This window comes from Proteus penneri, from assembly GCF_022369495.1.
Lineage (GTDB): Bacteria > Pseudomonadota > Gammaproteobacteria > Enterobacterales > Enterobacteriaceae > Proteus > Proteus penneri.
Map to the genome: position 1 here is coordinate 3,672,079 of NZ_CP059690.1, position 13,534 is coordinate 3,685,612.

Annotated in this window: 21 protein-coding genes, 4 tRNA genes and 1 rRNA gene; 25 read left to right on the top strand and 1 reads right to left on the bottom strand. The window is 42.3% G+C overall.

The features are described from left to right. Positions 1-14 precede the first annotated feature (14 nt). The 3 genes from rrf to birA all read left to right on the top strand — a co-directional run bounded on the left by rrf (position 15) and on the right by birA (position 2,285). A 5S ribosomal RNA gene (rrf, locus tag H1225_RS16505) occupies positions 15-130 on the top strand. Positions 131-291: 161 nt separating this feature from the next. Continuing rightward, positions 292-1,326, top strand: coding sequence for a UDP-N-acetylmuramate dehydrogenase (murB, locus tag H1225_RS16510; protein ID WP_006535484.1), 1,035 nt, complete (start codon positions 292-294; stop codon positions 1,324-1,326). Beyond that, the gene (birA, locus tag H1225_RS16515; protein WP_072062992.1) at positions 1,323-2,285 is read left to right on the top strand and encodes a bifunctional biotin--[acetyl-CoA-carboxylase] ligase/biotin operon repressor BirA; all 963 of its coding nucleotides are present in this window, start codon (positions 1,323-1,325) and stop codon (positions 2,283-2,285) included. Before murB ends, birA begins: the two co-directional genes overlap by 4 nt. 130 nt (positions 2,286-2,415) lie before the next feature. On the opposite strand, the gene coaA is transcribed toward birA, so the two are convergent. Beyond that, entirely contained in the window at positions 2,416-3,363 is a 948-nt protein-coding gene (gene coaA, locus H1225_RS16520) for a type I pantothenate kinase (RefSeq protein WP_072062991.1), read from the bottom strand. Between the two features lie 437 nt (positions 3,364-3,800). On the opposite strand from coaA, the gene H1225_RS16525 reads away from it, so the two are divergent. From H1225_RS16525 to rpsN, 22 genes are all read left to right on the top strand, one after another. Next, a tRNA-Thr gene (locus H1225_RS16525) sits at positions 3,801-3,876 on the top strand. 15 nt (positions 3,877-3,891) lie between these two features. Continuing rightward, positions 3,892-3,976 (top strand) — tRNA-Tyr (locus H1225_RS16530). Between the two features lie 82 nt (positions 3,977-4,058). Further along, positions 4,059-4,133, top strand: a tRNA-Gly gene (locus H1225_RS16535). A gap of 5 nt (positions 4,134-4,138) precedes the next feature. Beyond that, positions 4,139-4,214 (top strand) — tRNA-Thr (locus H1225_RS16540). A gap of 121 nt (positions 4,215-4,335) precedes the next feature. Continuing rightward, the gene (tuf, locus tag H1225_RS16545; RefSeq protein WP_006535489.1) at positions 4,336-5,520 is read left to right on the top strand and encodes an elongation factor Tu; all 1,185 of its coding nucleotides are present in this window, start codon (positions 4,336-4,338) and stop codon (positions 5,518-5,520) included. 216 nt (positions 5,521-5,736) lie between these two features. Then, positions 5,737-5,934, top strand: coding sequence for a bacterioferritin-associated ferredoxin (bfd, locus tag H1225_RS16550; protein ID WP_072062990.1), 198 nt, complete (start codon positions 5,737-5,739; stop codon positions 5,932-5,934). Positions 5,935-6,011: 77 nt separating this feature from the next. Continuing rightward, entirely contained in the window at positions 6,012-6,485 is a 474-nt protein-coding gene (gene bfr, locus H1225_RS16555) for a bacterioferritin (RefSeq protein ID WP_006535491.1), read from the top strand. A gap of 327 nt (positions 6,486-6,812) precedes the next feature. Next, positions 6,813-7,124, top strand: coding sequence for a 30S ribosomal protein S10 (gene rpsJ, locus H1225_RS16560; protein WP_001181005.1), 312 nt, complete (start codon positions 6,813-6,815; stop codon positions 7,122-7,124). Between the two features lie 32 nt (positions 7,125-7,156). Beyond that, entirely contained in the window at positions 7,157-7,786 is a 630-nt protein-coding gene (rplC, locus tag H1225_RS16565; RefSeq protein ID WP_023583465.1) for a 50S ribosomal protein L3, read from the top strand. Between the two features lie 16 nt (positions 7,787-7,802). Further along, positions 7,803-8,408, top strand: coding sequence for a 50S ribosomal protein L4 (gene rplD, locus H1225_RS16570; protein ID WP_072062989.1), 606 nt, complete (start codon positions 7,803-7,805; stop codon positions 8,406-8,408). Then, the gene (gene rplW / locus H1225_RS16575) at positions 8,405-8,707 is read left to right on the top strand and encodes a 50S ribosomal protein L23 (RefSeq protein WP_004246962.1); all 303 of its coding nucleotides are present in this window, start codon (positions 8,405-8,407) and stop codon (positions 8,705-8,707) included. The genes rplD and rplW overlap by 4 nt, the downstream gene beginning before the upstream one ends. 19 nt (positions 8,708-8,726) lie before the next feature. After that, complete coding sequence (gene rplB / locus H1225_RS16580; protein ID WP_006535497.1) at positions 8,727-9,551, top strand: 50S ribosomal protein L2; 825 nt, start codon at positions 8,727-8,729, stop codon at positions 9,549-9,551. 14 nt (positions 9,552-9,565) lie between these two features. Next, positions 9,566-9,844 carry a 30S ribosomal protein S19 gene (rpsS, locus tag H1225_RS16585; RefSeq protein ID WP_004246960.1) on the top strand — a complete coding sequence of 93 codons (279 nt, stop codon included), beginning with the start codon at positions 9,566-9,568 and terminating at the stop codon, positions 9,842-9,844. A 14-nt stretch (positions 9,845-9,858) separates the two neighbouring features. After that, entirely contained in the window at positions 9,859-10,191 is a 333-nt protein-coding gene (rplV, locus tag H1225_RS16590; protein ID WP_006535498.1) for a 50S ribosomal protein L22, read from the top strand. 17 nt (positions 10,192-10,208) lie between these two features. Next, positions 10,209-10,910, top strand: coding sequence for a 30S ribosomal protein S3 (rpsC, locus tag H1225_RS16595; protein WP_023583467.1), 702 nt, complete (start codon positions 10,209-10,211; stop codon positions 10,908-10,910). Between the two features lie 12 nt (positions 10,911-10,922). After that, on the top strand, positions 10,923-11,333 hold the full coding sequence (gene rplP / locus H1225_RS16600; protein ID WP_006535500.1) for a 50S ribosomal protein L16: 411 nt from the start codon (positions 10,923-10,925) through the stop codon (positions 11,331-11,333). After that, a complete protein-coding gene (gene rpmC / locus H1225_RS16605; protein WP_004238624.1) occupies positions 11,333-11,524 on the top strand; it encodes a 50S ribosomal protein L29 in 192 nt (63 codons plus the stop codon). Before rplP ends, rpmC begins: the two co-directional genes overlap by 1 nt. After that, positions 11,524-11,778, top strand: a complete 255-nt coding sequence (gene rpsQ, locus H1225_RS16610; protein ID WP_072062988.1) for a 30S ribosomal protein S17 — start codon at positions 11,524-11,526, stop codon at positions 11,776-11,778. The genes rpmC and rpsQ overlap by 1 nt, the downstream gene beginning before the upstream one ends. 176 nt (positions 11,779-11,954) lie before the next feature. Beyond that, a complete protein-coding gene (gene rplN / locus H1225_RS16615; RefSeq protein WP_004246955.1) occupies positions 11,955-12,326 on the top strand; it encodes a 50S ribosomal protein L14 in 372 nt (123 codons plus the stop codon). A 10-nt stretch (positions 12,327-12,336) separates the two neighbouring features. Then, positions 12,337-12,651, top strand: a complete 315-nt coding sequence (rplX, locus tag H1225_RS16620; protein ID WP_006535502.1) for a 50S ribosomal protein L24 — start codon at positions 12,337-12,339, stop codon at positions 12,649-12,651. 13 nt (positions 12,652-12,664) lie between these two features. After that, complete coding sequence (gene rplE / locus H1225_RS16625; RefSeq protein WP_004246952.1) at positions 12,665-13,204, top strand: 50S ribosomal protein L5; 540 nt, start codon at positions 12,665-12,667, stop codon at positions 13,202-13,204. Positions 13,205-13,216: 12 nt separating this feature from the next. After that, positions 13,217-13,522, top strand: coding sequence for a 30S ribosomal protein S14 (rpsN, locus tag H1225_RS16630; RefSeq protein ID WP_006535503.1), 306 nt, complete (start codon positions 13,217-13,219; stop codon positions 13,520-13,522). Positions 13,523-13,534 lie beyond the last annotated feature (12 nt).

Consider the following 13,534-nt stretch of genomic DNA (forward strand, 5'->3'; position numbering starts at 1 on the left):
AAATACAGAATTTGCTTGGCGGCCATAGCGCAACGGTCCCACCTGATCCCATGCCGAACTCAGAAGTGAAACGTTGTAGCGCCGATGGTAGTGTGGGGTCTCCCCATGTGAGAGTAGGGAACTGCCAGGCATTAAATAAGACGAGAAAGCCAACCCAATGGGTTGGCTTTTTTGCGTTTAAGATATTTAAAATACAAATATACTTTCTCTTTTCTAATCACTTATCACTTTGCTATCCTCAATGATACTTGGCTGTTAAACTAAGCTATCAGCTAAATGAGGTAGACTTTCATGAAAGAATCGGTTTCATTGCAAGCATTTAATACATTTGGTTTGAGAGTAAAAGCTCACCAAATAGAAACTGCAAATAATAAAGATGAGCTTTGTACATATTGGCAAAATGCCCATGAGAAGAGATTACCAACCCTTATTCTAGGTGGCGGTAGTAACGTGCTATTTACTGAAGATTTTAATGGTATTGTTATCCGTAACTGTATTACTGGCATTGAAATTACTGAAGATGAACAATATTGGTCTATTCATGTTGGAGCTGGCGAGAGTTGGCATGCGCTTATTGAATATCTGTTAGAAAAAAATATCTATGGACTGGAAAATTTAGCGTTGATCCCTGGCAATGTTGGTTCTGCGCCGATACAAAATATTGGTGCTTATGGTAAAGAGCTGAAAGATGTTTGTGCCTATGTTGATATTGTTGAATTAAGCACAGGCAATATTAGTCGATTAACAAATGAAGAATGTGAGTTTGGTTATCGCGATAGTATTTTTAAACATCATTATCAACAAGGCTTTGCTATTATTGCTGTCGGTTTACTACTAAGTAAAAAATGGGAACCTATTCTTACTTATGGTGATTTATCAAAATTATCATTAGAAACTGTTACACCAAAGGATGTGTTCGAATCTGTATGCTTAATGAGAACAAGCAAGCTACCCGATCCAAAAATAACGGGTAATGCTGGAAGTTTTTTTAAAAACCCAATTGTTGATATTCGTATTGCACAACAATTAAAAACAGAATATCCATTTTGCCCTCAATATGTACAGCGAGATGGTGTGAAGCTTGCGGCAGGTTGGCTGATTGATCAATGTGGTCTTAAAGGGCATCAAATTGGTGGTGCAGCAGTCCACACTAAACAAGCACTGGTACTTATTAATAAAGACGGCACCGCGACAGGTGAAGATATTGTGAACTTAGCCGCATATATTCGCCAGAAAGTCTCAGAACGCTTCGGTGTAAAATTAGAGCCAGAAGTTCGCTTTATTGGTCAATATGGCGAAATCAATGCAGTGGATGCTATTTCATGAAAGAAACACCAACTCCTTTATTATTAATTGAACTCCTTGCTGATGGAAATATTCATTCAGGAGAACAATTAGGCGAAAGTTTAGGAATGACTCGAGCAGGCATTAATAAACATATTCAAACATTGCGTAGCTGGGGTATCGATGTTCAGACGGTTGCAGGAAAAGGATATCAATTAGATGCACCAATGAACTTATTGAACGCAGATATTGTGAATCAGAATATTAAAGGTGAGCCGGCTAGCGTTATTCCTGTTATAGATTCTACAAATCAATATTTGATCCAACGTATCAGCGAATTAAAATCGGGTGATGTATGTATTGCTGAATACCAGTCTGCTGGGCGAGGTAGAAGAGGGCGTCAATGGATTTCGCCTTTTGGTAGAAATTTATATTTGAGTATGTATTGGAAACTCGATCAAGGGCCTGCTGCTGCAATAGGACTGAGTTTGGTTGTCGGCGTTATTATGGCTGAAGTATTGCAAAAACTTGGTGCAGATGGCGTTAAAGTTAAATGGCCTAACGACCTCTATTTAAATGATAAAAAGCTTTCAGGTATTCTTGTTGAGCTAACAGGGAAAACAGGTGATGTTGCTCATATTGTCACAGGGATTGGTATCAATATTGCGATGAGTAAAAATCAAAATGAAGCCATTAACCAACAATGGATTAATTTGGAGCAAGTTGGTATTAAAATTGACAGAAATGAACTTGCTTGTGAAATTACTAATGCATTAAGAGAAGCATTTGTACAATTTGAAAAACAAGGGTTATCTGTGTTTATCGAGCGTTGGAAACGTTTAGATAACTTTATGGATCGCCGTGTAAAGCTTATTATTGGTGAAAAAGAGATCTTTGGTATTGCCAAAGGCATTAATGATCAAGGTGCTTTACTTTTAGAACAAAATGGAAAAATAATATCTTATATAGGTGGTGAAATATCACTGAGAAGTGCACCATAATGCTTTAAATTGCATCGAAAATCTAAAACTAAAAAGCTTTCCTAAACTGGAAAGCTTTTTAGTTATCAGTACAATTTTTAATAACTAAAATATAATAGTTCTTAGACCAAATGGTGATAATTGTTTAGATTTACTTACGTAATCGAACGTTAGTGATCGAATGATTTTGACCTTTAGTTAGTATAAGACTCGCTCTTTCTTTTGTAGGCAGGATGTTCTGTTTCAGATTTAAACCATTAATTTCTTGCCAAATTGAAGATGCTATTTCAATAGACTCTTCTCTACTTAATTTAGAGTAATTATTAAAATATGATTCAGGATCAGTAAACGCACCCTCTCTAAATTTTAAAAAGCGACTGATGTACCAGTGTTTTAGTAATTCTTCTTCAGCATCAACATAAATGGAGAAGTCTACATAATCTGATACGAAAACATTATGTGGATCATGAGGATAATCCTGATTGCTCTGTAATACATTTAATCCTTCAAGGATCAAAATATCAGGTTGTTCAATAACCTGTTCCTTATCTGGAATGATGTCATACACTAAATGAGAATAGACAGGGGCTGTTACTTGTTTTTTGCCTGATTTTATATCAGAAACGAAAGAGACAAGGCTATGCATATCATAGGATTCAGGAAATCCTTTCTTTTTCATTATTCCGCGTCTCTTTAACTCTGCATTAGGCAAAAGAAAGCCATCAGTAGTGATTAAATCAACTTTACGATGTTCTGGCCAACGGGTTAAAAGCGCTTGTAGCAAACGAGCTGTGGTACTTTTACCAACAGCAACACTACCCGCTATACCAATAATGTAGGGGATTTTGGCGCTTCGTGTTCCAAGAAACTGCTCTAAGACAGCTTGACGGCGCAAGTTAGAACTTATGTAAAAATTGAGTAATCTTGAAAGAGGAAGATAAATCTCAATTACATCATCAATAGAAATTTCTTCATTAATTCCTTTTAAATCAGCGATCTCTTTTTCGGTTAATGTTAAAGGAACGGAATCTCTTAACGTTGCCCAATGCTTTCTGTCAAACTCTAAATAAGGGGTTATAAAGCGTTCTTTGTTATTCATAAGCCAACATCTGCCTAATATTCGCAGGTTGGACAGGCTGTTTAAAACACCCGTATCCGATAAAAAATAAACAGCATCATAACGAGTGATGACTCTTAGGCGTAGATATTTTTTAAATTTTTTCTACTTTTTTTGACACGAACTGAATAAATTTGTAAAAAAAGTATAAAAAATAGTCATGAAAATAATTTTTTAGCGTAGACTAACAGGGGGGCAATCAAATTTTTTCTAAAAATTTATTGGTGGTGAATAAATTCGGGAGTGATTAGCTAAATTAGCTTGCTAATCTAGCATGATTTTTTGTTGGCATTTTGGTCGTTTTTTTCCTAAAAAATCAACAATTCAATTAAAAATGAACAAAATCTAAGCAAAAGAACGAATATCGCAATTTTTTTGTTGCATCATGATGAAAGTCCTCCTAGAATGCGCACCACTTAGCCGGCATAGCTCAGTTGGTAGAGCAACTGACTTGTAATCAGTAGGTCCCGAGTTCGACTCTTGGTGCCGGCACCATTAAAAATTAGGTTTGGTGGGATACCCAAGCGGCCAAAGGGAGCAGACTGTAAATCTGCCGTCACAGACTTCGAAGGTTCGAATCCTTCTCCCACCACCATTAATTCCAAACTTAAGTGTTTTAAATTAGTAAACACTTAAGTAGAATACAAAGCTGATTTTAAGTCAGGTAGCCGAGTTCTGCGGGCATCGTATAATGGCTATTACCTCAGCCTTCCAAGCTGATGATGCGGGTTCGATTCCCGCTGCCCGCTCCAGATGTGCTGATATAGCTCAGTTGGTAGAGCGCACCCTTGGTAAGGGTGAGGTCGGCAGTTCGAATCTGCCTATCAGCACCACTCCTTCATGTTCTTGCCTCCCTGATTAAAATCTTAACAAGCACTAGCAAATCGCTAATTTACTTACTGCTTGGTTGATGTGGTGTAACCACCGATTCCGTGTCTTAGAGGGACAATTTAAATGTCTAAAGAAAAATTTGAACGTTCAAAACCGCACGTTAACGTTGGTACTATCGGCCACGTTGACCACGGTAAAACAACTCTGACTGCTGCAATCACTACAGTTTTAGCTAAAACTTATGGTGGTGCTGCTCGTGCATTCGATCAAATCGATAACGCACCAGAAGAAAAAGCTCGTGGTATCACCATCTCTACTTCACACGTAGAATATGACACCCCAACTCGTCACTACGCACACGTAGACTGCCCAGGTCACGCCGACTATGTTAAAAACATGATCACTGGTGCTGCGCAAATGGACGGAGCTATCCTGGTTGTTGCTGCGACAGATGGCCCAATGCCACAAACTCGTGAGCACATCCTGTTAGGTCGTCAGGTTGGTGTTCCTTACATCATCGTATTCCTGAACAAATGTGACATGGTAGATGATGAAGAGTTACTGGAATTAGTCGAAATGGAAGTTCGTGAACTTCTGTCTCAGTACGATTTCCCAGGTGATGACACTCCAGTAATCCGTGGTTCAGCGCTGAAAGCACTGGAAGGCGAAGCAGAGTGGGAAGCAAAAATTGTTGAATTAGCAGAAGCACTGGATTCATACATCCCAGAGCCAGAGCGTGCAATTGACAAACCATTCCTGTTACCAATTGAAGACGTATTCTCAATTTCAGGCCGTGGTACAGTAGTAACAGGTCGTGTTGAGCGTGGCGTAATCAAAGTTGGTGAAGAAGTTGAAATCGTTGGTATTAAACCAACAGCGAAAACAACTTGTACTGGTGTTGAAATGTTCCGTAAATTACTTGACGAAGGTCGTGCAGGTGAGAACGTAGGTGTTCTTCTGCGTGGTACTAAACGTGAAGAAATCGAACGTGGACAAGTACTGGCGAAACCAGGTTCAATCAACCCACACACTAAATTTGAATCAGAAGTTTATATTCTGAGCAAAGATGAAGGTGGTCGTCATACTCCATTCTTCAAAGGCTACCGTCCACAGTTCTACTTCCGTACAACTGACGTAACTGGTACTATCGAATTACCAGAAGGCGTAGAAATGGTAATGCCAGGTGACAACATCAACATGATCGTTGAACTGATTCACCCAATCGCGATGGACGACGGTTTACGTTTCGCTATCCGTGAAGGTGGCCGTACAGTAGGTGCGGGCGTTGTTGCTAAAGTATTAGGTTAATTACTCGCGTAATTTCCTAAAAAAGGGCATCATTGATGCCCTTTTTTTGTATCTAAAATAGCGCTTTTCATCTTAGTTAAATCCCGTCCTCAATTTATTCTCTCATTATCATGAGAGTTTCTATATTAGGTTAGAATATCTAAGTTAAATAGAAATTGAAATCATAATGGTTATCATTTACTATTCAATGCGTGAGTAGTTAATGAGGTTGCTATTATGTACGTCTGTCTTTGCCATGGTGTGAGTGATAAAAAAATTATCTCTACAGTACACAAACATCAAATCCACACTATTAATGAATTACGCAAGATCTTACCTGTTGGTAGTTGTTGCGGTAAGTGTGTACGTCAAGCTCGTCAAATAATTGAAAGTGAGCAATCTATCCTTTACCCTCAAATTTCTGAAGTTGCATAACAAATTTTAAATTTCCTTTCTCTCCACTTTGTATAAAAGGTCTACACTAAAAAGACTGGAAGCAAAGGAGCATAAAAATGAAAGGTGATAAAAAAATGATAGCCCACCTTAATAAGTTATTAGGTGGTGAGCTTGTTGCAATTAATCAGTATTTCCTACATGCCCGAATGTTCAAGAATTGGGGTCTTACACGCCTTAATGAAATGGAATATCATGAATCCATAGATGAGATGAAACACGCGGATAAATATATCGAGCGTATCTTGTTCCTTGAAGGCATTCCAAACTTACAAGATTTAGGCAAACTAAACATCGGTGAAGATGTTGAAGAGATGCTACGTTCTGATTTGGAATTGGAATTAGGTGGTGCCAAAGATTTACGTGAAGCTATTGCTTACGCAGATTCAATTCATGATTATGTCAGTCGTGATCTTATGCTAGAAATTCTAACTGATGAAGAAGGGCATATTGATTGGATTGAAACCCAGCTTGAACTTATCGAACGAATAGGGCTTCAAAACTATCTACAAGCTCAAATTATTGAAGAATAATCCATCATTCTTTAATGAATTTTGAGACGGTTTTTAAAGCAAAGGTGATGAAGGTTACCTTTGCTTTTTTTATTTTCGAAAAGATAAAATGAATTTTTATCGCTGATTTTTTATTCTTGGCTTGATTTCATCACTCAGGCAAGTATAATGCGCAGGCTCACTGATTTAGTGGGGCTGATTTATCAGCTAATGCAGATTTTTTATTGCATTAATATAATACTCCCGATTGGGGAGTTATATGCAGAACGATTACACTCTCTCATCAATCGAAATGGGTACGAGTAGTAATCATTTACGTTTATAAAAAATAGTTGGAGCTCTGGTCTCATGCAGAACCAAAGAATCCGTATCCGCCTGAAAGCTTTTGATCATCGTCTGATTGATCAATCAACTGCGGAAATCGTAGAGACTGCTAAGCGCACTGGTGCGCAAGTTCGTGGTCCAATCCCACTGCCGACTCGCAAAGAGCGTTTCACAGTGTTGATTTCTCCGCACGTTAATAAAGATGCGCGTGATCAGTATGAAATTCGCACTCACAAACGTCTGGTTGACATCGTTGAGCCAACCGAGAAAACCGTTGATGCTCTGATGCGTCTGGATCTGGCTGCCGGCGTAGACGTGCAGATCAGCCTAGGTTAATCAGGTCATCAAGCGATTGAGAGGTTGAAACAATGATTGGTTTAGTCGGTAAGAAAGTAGGAATGACTCGTATCTTCACTGAAGATGGCGTTTCAATCCCTGTAACCGTTATCGAAATTGAAAACAACCGTGTTACTCAGGTCAGAGATCTAGAGAAAGACGGTTATCGTGCCATTCAGGTGACTACTGGTAGCAAAAAAGCTAACCGTGTACTGAAACCTGAAGCAGGTCATTTTGCTAAAGCTGGTGTTGAAGCTGGCCGCTTACTACGTGAATTCCGTCTGAACGAAGGCGAAGAATACACTGTAGGTCAAAGCATTAGCGTAGAAATTTTCGCTGACGTTAAAAAAGTCGACGTTACTGGAACATCTAAAGGTAAAGGTTTTGCTGGTACTGTAAAGCGCTGGAATTTCCGTACTCAAGATGCTACCCACGGTAACTCCTTGTCTCACCGTGTTCCGGGTTCTATCGGTCAGAACCAGACTCCGGGTAAGGTGTTCAAAGGCAAGAAAATGGCAGGTCAACTGGGTAACGAACAAGTTACCGTTCAGAGCCTGGAAGTAGTACGTGTTGACGCTGAGCGCAACCTGCTGCTGGTCAAAGGTGCTGTTCCAGGTGCAACTGGCAGTGACCTGATCGTTAAACCAGCTGTCAAGGCGTAACGTCGAGGAGATAGGAATGGAATTGGTAATGAAAGACGCGCAAGGCGCGCTGACTGTTTCCGAAACTACCTTCGGGCGTGACTTTAACGAAGCGCTTGTGCATCAAGTAGTCGTTGCATACGCTGCTGGTGCTCGTCAAGGTACTCGTGCTCAGAAAACCCGTGCTGAAGTTTCTGGTTCAGGCAAAAAGCCTTGGAGACAGAAAGGTACAGGTCGTGCACGTTCAGGTTCAATCAAGAGCCCAATTTGGCGCTCTGGTGGTGTTAGCTTCGCAGCTAAACCACAGGACCACAGTCAAAAAGTAAACAAAAAGATGTACCGTGGTGCTCTGAAGAGCATTCTGTCTGAACTGGTACGTCAAGATCGTCTGATCGTCGTAGAGAAGTTCTCTGTTGAAGCGCCTAAAACTAAGCTTTTAGCACAGAAACTGAAAGATATGGCTCTGGAAGATGTTCTGATCATCACTGCTGATTTAGATGAGAATCTGTATTTAGCAGCACGCAACTTATATAAAGTTGACGTACGTGATGCAGCAACAATCGACCCTGTTAGCTTAATCGCCTTCGACAAAGTCGTCATGACTGCTGACGCTGTGAAGCAAGTTGAGGAGATGCTGGCATGATCCGTGAAGAACGTCTGCTGAAAGTACTGCGCGCGCCGCATGTATCTGAAAAAGCTTCTATCGCGATGGAAAAATCAAACACCATCGTTCTCAAAGTTGCTAAAGACGCGACCAAAGCAGAGATTAAAGCAGCTGTACAAAAACTGTTTGAAGTCGAAGTTGAAAGTGTTAACACTCTGCTGATGAAAGGCAAAGTGAAACGTCACGGTCAGCGTATTGGTCGTCGTAGCGACTGGAAAAAAGCTTACGTCACCCTGAAGGAAGGCCAGAATCTGGACTTCGTCGGCGGCGCTGAGTAAGTCGGAGGAGTAAAGAACAATGGCAATTGTTAAATGTAAACCTACGTCTCCGGGCCGTCGCCACGTAGTTAAAGTGGTAAACCCTGAGCTGCATAAAGGGAAACCTTATGCGCCATTGCTGGAAAAGAACAGCAAGTCCGGTGGTCGTAACAACAATGGTCGTATCACTACCCGTCACATCGGTGGTGGTCACAAACAGGCTTACCGTATTGTTGACTTTAAACGCAACAAAGATGGTATCCCTGCGACAGTAGAACGTCTGGAATATGATCCAAACCGTTCAGCTAACATCGCTTTAGTGCTGTATGCTGATGGTGAACGTCGCTACATTCTGGCTCCAAAAGGCCTGAAAGCGGGTGATAAAGTTCAGTCTGGCGTTGATGCTGCTATCAAAGCGGGTAACACCTTACCAATGCGTAATATCCCGGTTGGTTCTACAGTTCATAACGTAGAAATGAAACCAGGTAAAGGTGGTCAGTTAGCTCGTTCAGCTGGTACTTACGTTCAGATCGTTGCTCGTGATGGTGCTTATGTCACTATCCGTCTGCGTTCTGGTGAAATGCGTAAAGTTCCTTCTGATTGCCGTGCAACTATCGGTGAAGTTGGCAACTCTGAGCACATGTTACGCGTTCTGGGTAAAGCTGGTGCAAGTCGCTGGCGTGGTATTCGTCCTACCGTTCGCGGTACTGCGATGAACCCAGTCGATCACCCACATGGTGGTGGTGAAGGTCGTAACTTTGGTAAACACCCAGTAACACCTTGGGGCGTTCAAACCAAAGGTAAGAAGACTCGTAAAAACAAACGCACTGAACATTTCATCGTTCATCGTCGTACTAAGAAATAATTAGAGGATAAGCCATGCCACGTTCTCTCAAGAAAGGTCCTTTCATTGACCTGCACTTGCTGAAGAAGGTAGAGAAAGCGGTGGAAAGCGGTGACAAAAAGCCTGTTAAGACTTGGTCCCGTCGTTCAACGATCTTTCCTAACATGATCGGTTTGACCATCGCTGTCCATAATGGTCGTCAGCATGTTCCAGTTTACGTTTCCGACGAAATGGTTGGTCACAAACTGGGTGAATTCGCGCCGACCCGTACTTATCGCGGTCATGCAGCCGATAAAAAGGCTAAGAAAAAATAAGGTAGGAGGAAGAGATGGAAACTATCGCTATGCATCGCCACGCTCGTTCTTCTGCTCAGAAGGTTCGCTTGGTAGCTGACCTGATTCGCGGTAAGAAAGTGTCGCAAGCTCTGGAAATTTTAACCTTTACCAACAAGAAAGCTGCTGGTTTAGTGAAGAAAGTACTGGAGTCTGCTATTGCTAATGCAGAACACAACGATGGCGCTGACATTGATGATCTGAAAGTAGCTAAGATCTTTGTTGACGAAGGTCCTTCTATGAAGCGCATTATGCCTCGTGCAAAAGGCCGTGCAGATCGTATTCTGAAGCGCACCAGCCACATCACTGTGGTTGTGTCTGATCGCTGAGACTCTGGAGACTAGCAATGGGTCAAAAAGTACATCCTAATGGTATCCGCCTTGGCATTGTCAAGCCTTGGAATTCCACATGGTATGCGGGTACCAATGAATTCGCTGACAACCTAGACAGCGATTTTAAAGTACGTCAGTACTTAACTAAAGAACTGGCTAAAGCATCTGTATCTCGTATCGTTATCGAACGTCCTGCGAAAAGCATCCGTGTGACTATTCACACTGCTCGCCCAGGCATCGTTATCGGTAAAAAAGGTGAAGATGTTGAAAAACTGCGCAAAAACGTAGCGGATATCGCTGGCGTTCCTGCGCAAATTAATATCGCCGAAGTACGTAAACCTGAACTGGACGCAAAATTAGTTGCTGACAGCATCACTTCACAGCTGGAACGTCGTGTTATGTTCCGTCGTGCTATGAAGCGTGCGGTACAGAATGCTATGCGTTTAGGCGCTAAAGGTATTAAAGTGGAAGTAAGTGGTCGCTTAGGTGGCGCTGAAATCGCTCGTACTGAATGGTATCGTGAAGGTCGTGTACCTCTGCACACTCTGCGTGCAGATATCGACTACAATACCTCAGAAGCACAAACCACTTATGGTGTGCTCGGCGTTAAGGTATGGATCTTCAAAGGTGAGATCCTGGGTGGTATGGCTGCAGTTGAACAGGCGGAAAAACCGGCTGCTCAACCTAAAAAGCAGCAGCGTAAAGGCCGCAAGTAAGGAGAGTCGCTGATGTTACAACCAAAGCGTACAAAATTCCGTAAAGTGCACAAAGGCCGCAACCGTGGCTTAGCTGCTGGTGCGGATGTAAGCTTCGGGACTTACGGTCTTAAAGCTGTGGGCCGTGGTCGTCTGACTGCACGTCAGATCGAAGCGGCACGTCGTGCAATGACCCGTGCAGTTAAGCGTCAGGGTAAAATCTGGATCCGTGTGTTCCCAGACAAACCAATCACTGAAAAGCCGCTCGAAGTCCGTATGGGTAAAGGTAAAGGTAACGTTGAGTATTGGGTTGCCTTAATCCAGCCAGGTAAAGTCCTGTATGAAATGGATGGTGTGCCTGAAGAACTGGCCCGTGAAGCATTCAAGCTGGCGGCAGCAAAACTGCCTATCAAAACCACCTTTGTAACTAAGACGGTGATGTAATGAAAGCAAAAGAGCTGCGCGAAAAGAGCGTTGAAGAGCTGAACACAGAACTGCTGAACTTACTGCGCGAGCAGTTTAATCTGCGTATGCAGGCAGCAAGTGGTCAGTTACAACAGTCTCATCTGTTGAAACAAGTGCGTCGTAATATCGCACGCGTTAAGACTTTACTGACTGAGAAGGCGGGTGCGTAATGACCGATAAAATCCGTACTCTGCAAGGTCGTGTAGTTAGTGACAAAATGGAAAAATCTATTGTCGTTGCTATCGATCGTATGGTTAAACACCCATTATATGGTAAGTTTATCCGTCGTACGACCAAACTGCATGTACATGACGAGAACAACGAATGTGGAATTGGTGACGTAGTAGAAATTCGTCAAACACGTCCACTATCTAAGACTAAGTCTTGGGCGTTAGTTCGCGTTGTAGAAAAAGCTATTCTGTAATAAAATAGCCTTTTCGTACGAAATAAACGGCTCAAAACTGAACGAGCCGTTTATTTTTTCTGTCCATATCGAGAATGTGGTGTTATAATGCCGCTCCCTCGTATTATGGGATATTGAACGGCCTCTTCTAATGTGGAAGTGGCTCAGTAGTAGTTGACATTTAGCGGAGCACTAAAATGATCCAAGAACAGACTATGCTGAACGTGGCCGACAACTCCGGTGCACGTCGCGTAATGTGTATCAAGGTTCTAGGTGGCTCGCACCGTCGCTACGCAGATGTAGGTGACATCATCAAAATTACCATCAAGGAAGCAATTCCACGTGGTAAAGTTAAGAAAGGTGATGTACTGAAAGCGGTAGTGGTGCGCACCAAGAAGGGTGTTCGTCGCCCTGACGGTTCTGTCATTCGCTTCGATAGCAACGCTTGTGTATTGTTAAACAACAACAGCGAGCAAGTTATTGGTACGCGTATTTTTGGGCCGGTTACTCGTGAACTTCGTAACGAGAAGTTTATGAAAATAATCTCTCTGGCACCTGAAGTACTCTAAGGAGCAGGCAATGGCAGCGAAAATCCGTCGTGAAGACGAAGTTATCGTGCTGACTGGTAAAGATAAAGGTAAGCGCGGTAAAGTAAAACAGGTTCTTTCTTCTGGTAAAGTTATCGTTGAAGGTATCAATCTGGTTAAAAAACATCAGAAGCCAGTTCCGGCTCTGAACCAACCAGGTGGCATCGTTGAAAAAGAAGCTTCTATCCAAGTTTCTAACGTTGCAATCTTCAATGCGGCAACCGGTAAGGCTGACCGTGTAGGTTTTAGATTCGAAGACGGCAAAAAAGTTCGTTTCTTCAAGTCTAATAAAGAAACTATCAAGTAATTTGGAGTATACGATGGCGAAACTGCATGATTACTACAAAGACGAGGTAGTCCAAAAACTGATGTCTCAGTTTGGTTACCATTCTGTCATGCAAGTCCCTCGGGTCGAGAAGATCACCCTGAACATGGGTGTTGGTGAAGCTATTGCTGATAAAAAACTGCTGGACAATGCAGCAGCTGATTTAGCAGCAATCTCAGGTCAAAAACCTTTGATCACCAAAGCACGCAAATCTGTTGCAGGCTTCAAAATCCGCCAGGGCTATCCGATCGGCTGTAAAGTGACCCTGCGTGGCGAACGCATGTGGGAGTTCTTTGAACGCCTGATCTCTATTGCTGTACCACGTATCCGTGACTTCCGTGGTTTGTCCGCTAAATCATTTGATGGACGTGGTAACTACAGCATGGGCGTACGTGAGCAAATCATCTTCCCTGAAATCGATTACGATAAAGTGGATCGTGTTCGTGGTTTGGATATTACCATTACTACGACTGCGAAATCAGATGATGAAGGTCGCGCACTGTTAGCAGCGTTTAACTTCCCGTTCCGCAAGTAAGGCAGGGCATTCATGGCTAAGAAATCTATGAAAGCACGTGATGTAAAACGTGCGAATTTAGCTGAGAAATTCTTCGCAAAACGCGCAGAACTGAAAGCTATCGTTTCAGATGTGAACGTGTCTGACGAAGATCGTTGGAATGCTGTTCTGAAACTGCAAACTATGCCACGTGATTCAAGTCCTTCACGTCAGCGTAACCGCTGCCGTCAAACTGGACGTCCGCACGGTTTCCTGCGGAAATTTGGCCTCAGCCGTATTAAAGTCCGTGAAGCCGCTATGCGCGGTGAAATCCCGGGCCTTAGAAAGGCTAGCTGGTAATTACCATAATTG

Coding starts and splice junctions, on each gene's coding strand:
- rplE (WP_004246952.1), top strand. CDS start 12,665: ATGGCGAAACTGCATGATTACTACAAAGACGAGGTAGTCCAAAAACTG.
- rplV (WP_006535498.1), top strand. CDS start 9,859: ATGGAAACTATCGCTATGCATCGCCACGCTCGTTCTTCTGCTCAGAAG.
- rplW (WP_004246962.1), top strand. CDS start 8,405: ATGATCCGTGAAGAACGTCTGCTGAAAGTACTGCGCGCGCCGCATGTA.
- rplX (WP_006535502.1), top strand. CDS start 12,337: ATGGCAGCGAAAATCCGTCGTGAAGACGAAGTTATCGTGCTGACTGGT.
- bfd (WP_072062990.1), top strand. CDS start 5,737: ATGTACGTCTGTCTTTGCCATGGTGTGAGTGATAAAAAAATTATCTCT.
- rpsS (WP_004246960.1), top strand. CDS start 9,566: ATGCCACGTTCTCTCAAGAAAGGTCCTTTCATTGACCTGCACTTGCTG.
- rplB (WP_006535497.1), top strand. CDS start 8,727: ATGGCAATTGTTAAATGTAAACCTACGTCTCCGGGCCGTCGCCACGTA.
- birA (WP_072062992.1), top strand. CDS start 1,323: ATGAAAGAAACACCAACTCCTTTATTATTAATTGAACTCCTTGCTGAT.
- bfr (WP_006535491.1), top strand. CDS start 6,012: ATGAAAGGTGATAAAAAAATGATAGCCCACCTTAATAAGTTATTAGGT.
- rplP (WP_006535500.1), top strand. CDS start 10,923: ATGTTACAACCAAAGCGTACAAAATTCCGTAAAGTGCACAAAGGCCGC.
- rpsC (WP_023583467.1), top strand. CDS start 10,209: ATGGGTCAAAAAGTACATCCTAATGGTATCCGCCTTGGCATTGTCAAG.
- rpsJ (WP_001181005.1), top strand. CDS start 6,813: ATGCAGAACCAAAGAATCCGTATCCGCCTGAAAGCTTTTGATCATCGT.
- murB (WP_006535484.1), top strand. CDS start 292: ATGAAAGAATCGGTTTCATTGCAAGCATTTAATACATTTGGTTTGAGA.
- coaA (WP_072062991.1), bottom strand. CDS start 3,363: ATGAATAACAAAGAACGCTTTATAACCCCTTATTTAGAGTTTGACAGA.
- rplD (WP_072062989.1), top strand. CDS start 7,803: ATGGAATTGGTAATGAAAGACGCGCAAGGCGCGCTGACTGTTTCCGAA.
- rplN (WP_004246955.1), top strand. CDS start 11,955: ATGATCCAAGAACAGACTATGCTGAACGTGGCCGACAACTCCGGTGCA.
- rplC (WP_023583465.1), top strand. CDS start 7,157: ATGATTGGTTTAGTCGGTAAGAAAGTAGGAATGACTCGTATCTTCACT.
- rpsN (WP_006535503.1), top strand. CDS start 13,217: ATGGCTAAGAAATCTATGAAAGCACGTGATGTAAAACGTGCGAATTTA.
- rpmC (WP_004238624.1), top strand. CDS start 11,333: ATGAAAGCAAAAGAGCTGCGCGAAAAGAGCGTTGAAGAGCTGAACACA.
- rpsQ (WP_072062988.1), top strand. CDS start 11,524: ATGACCGATAAAATCCGTACTCTGCAAGGTCGTGTAGTTAGTGACAAA.
- tuf (WP_006535489.1), top strand. CDS start 4,336: ATGTCTAAAGAAAAATTTGAACGTTCAAAACCGCACGTTAACGTTGGT.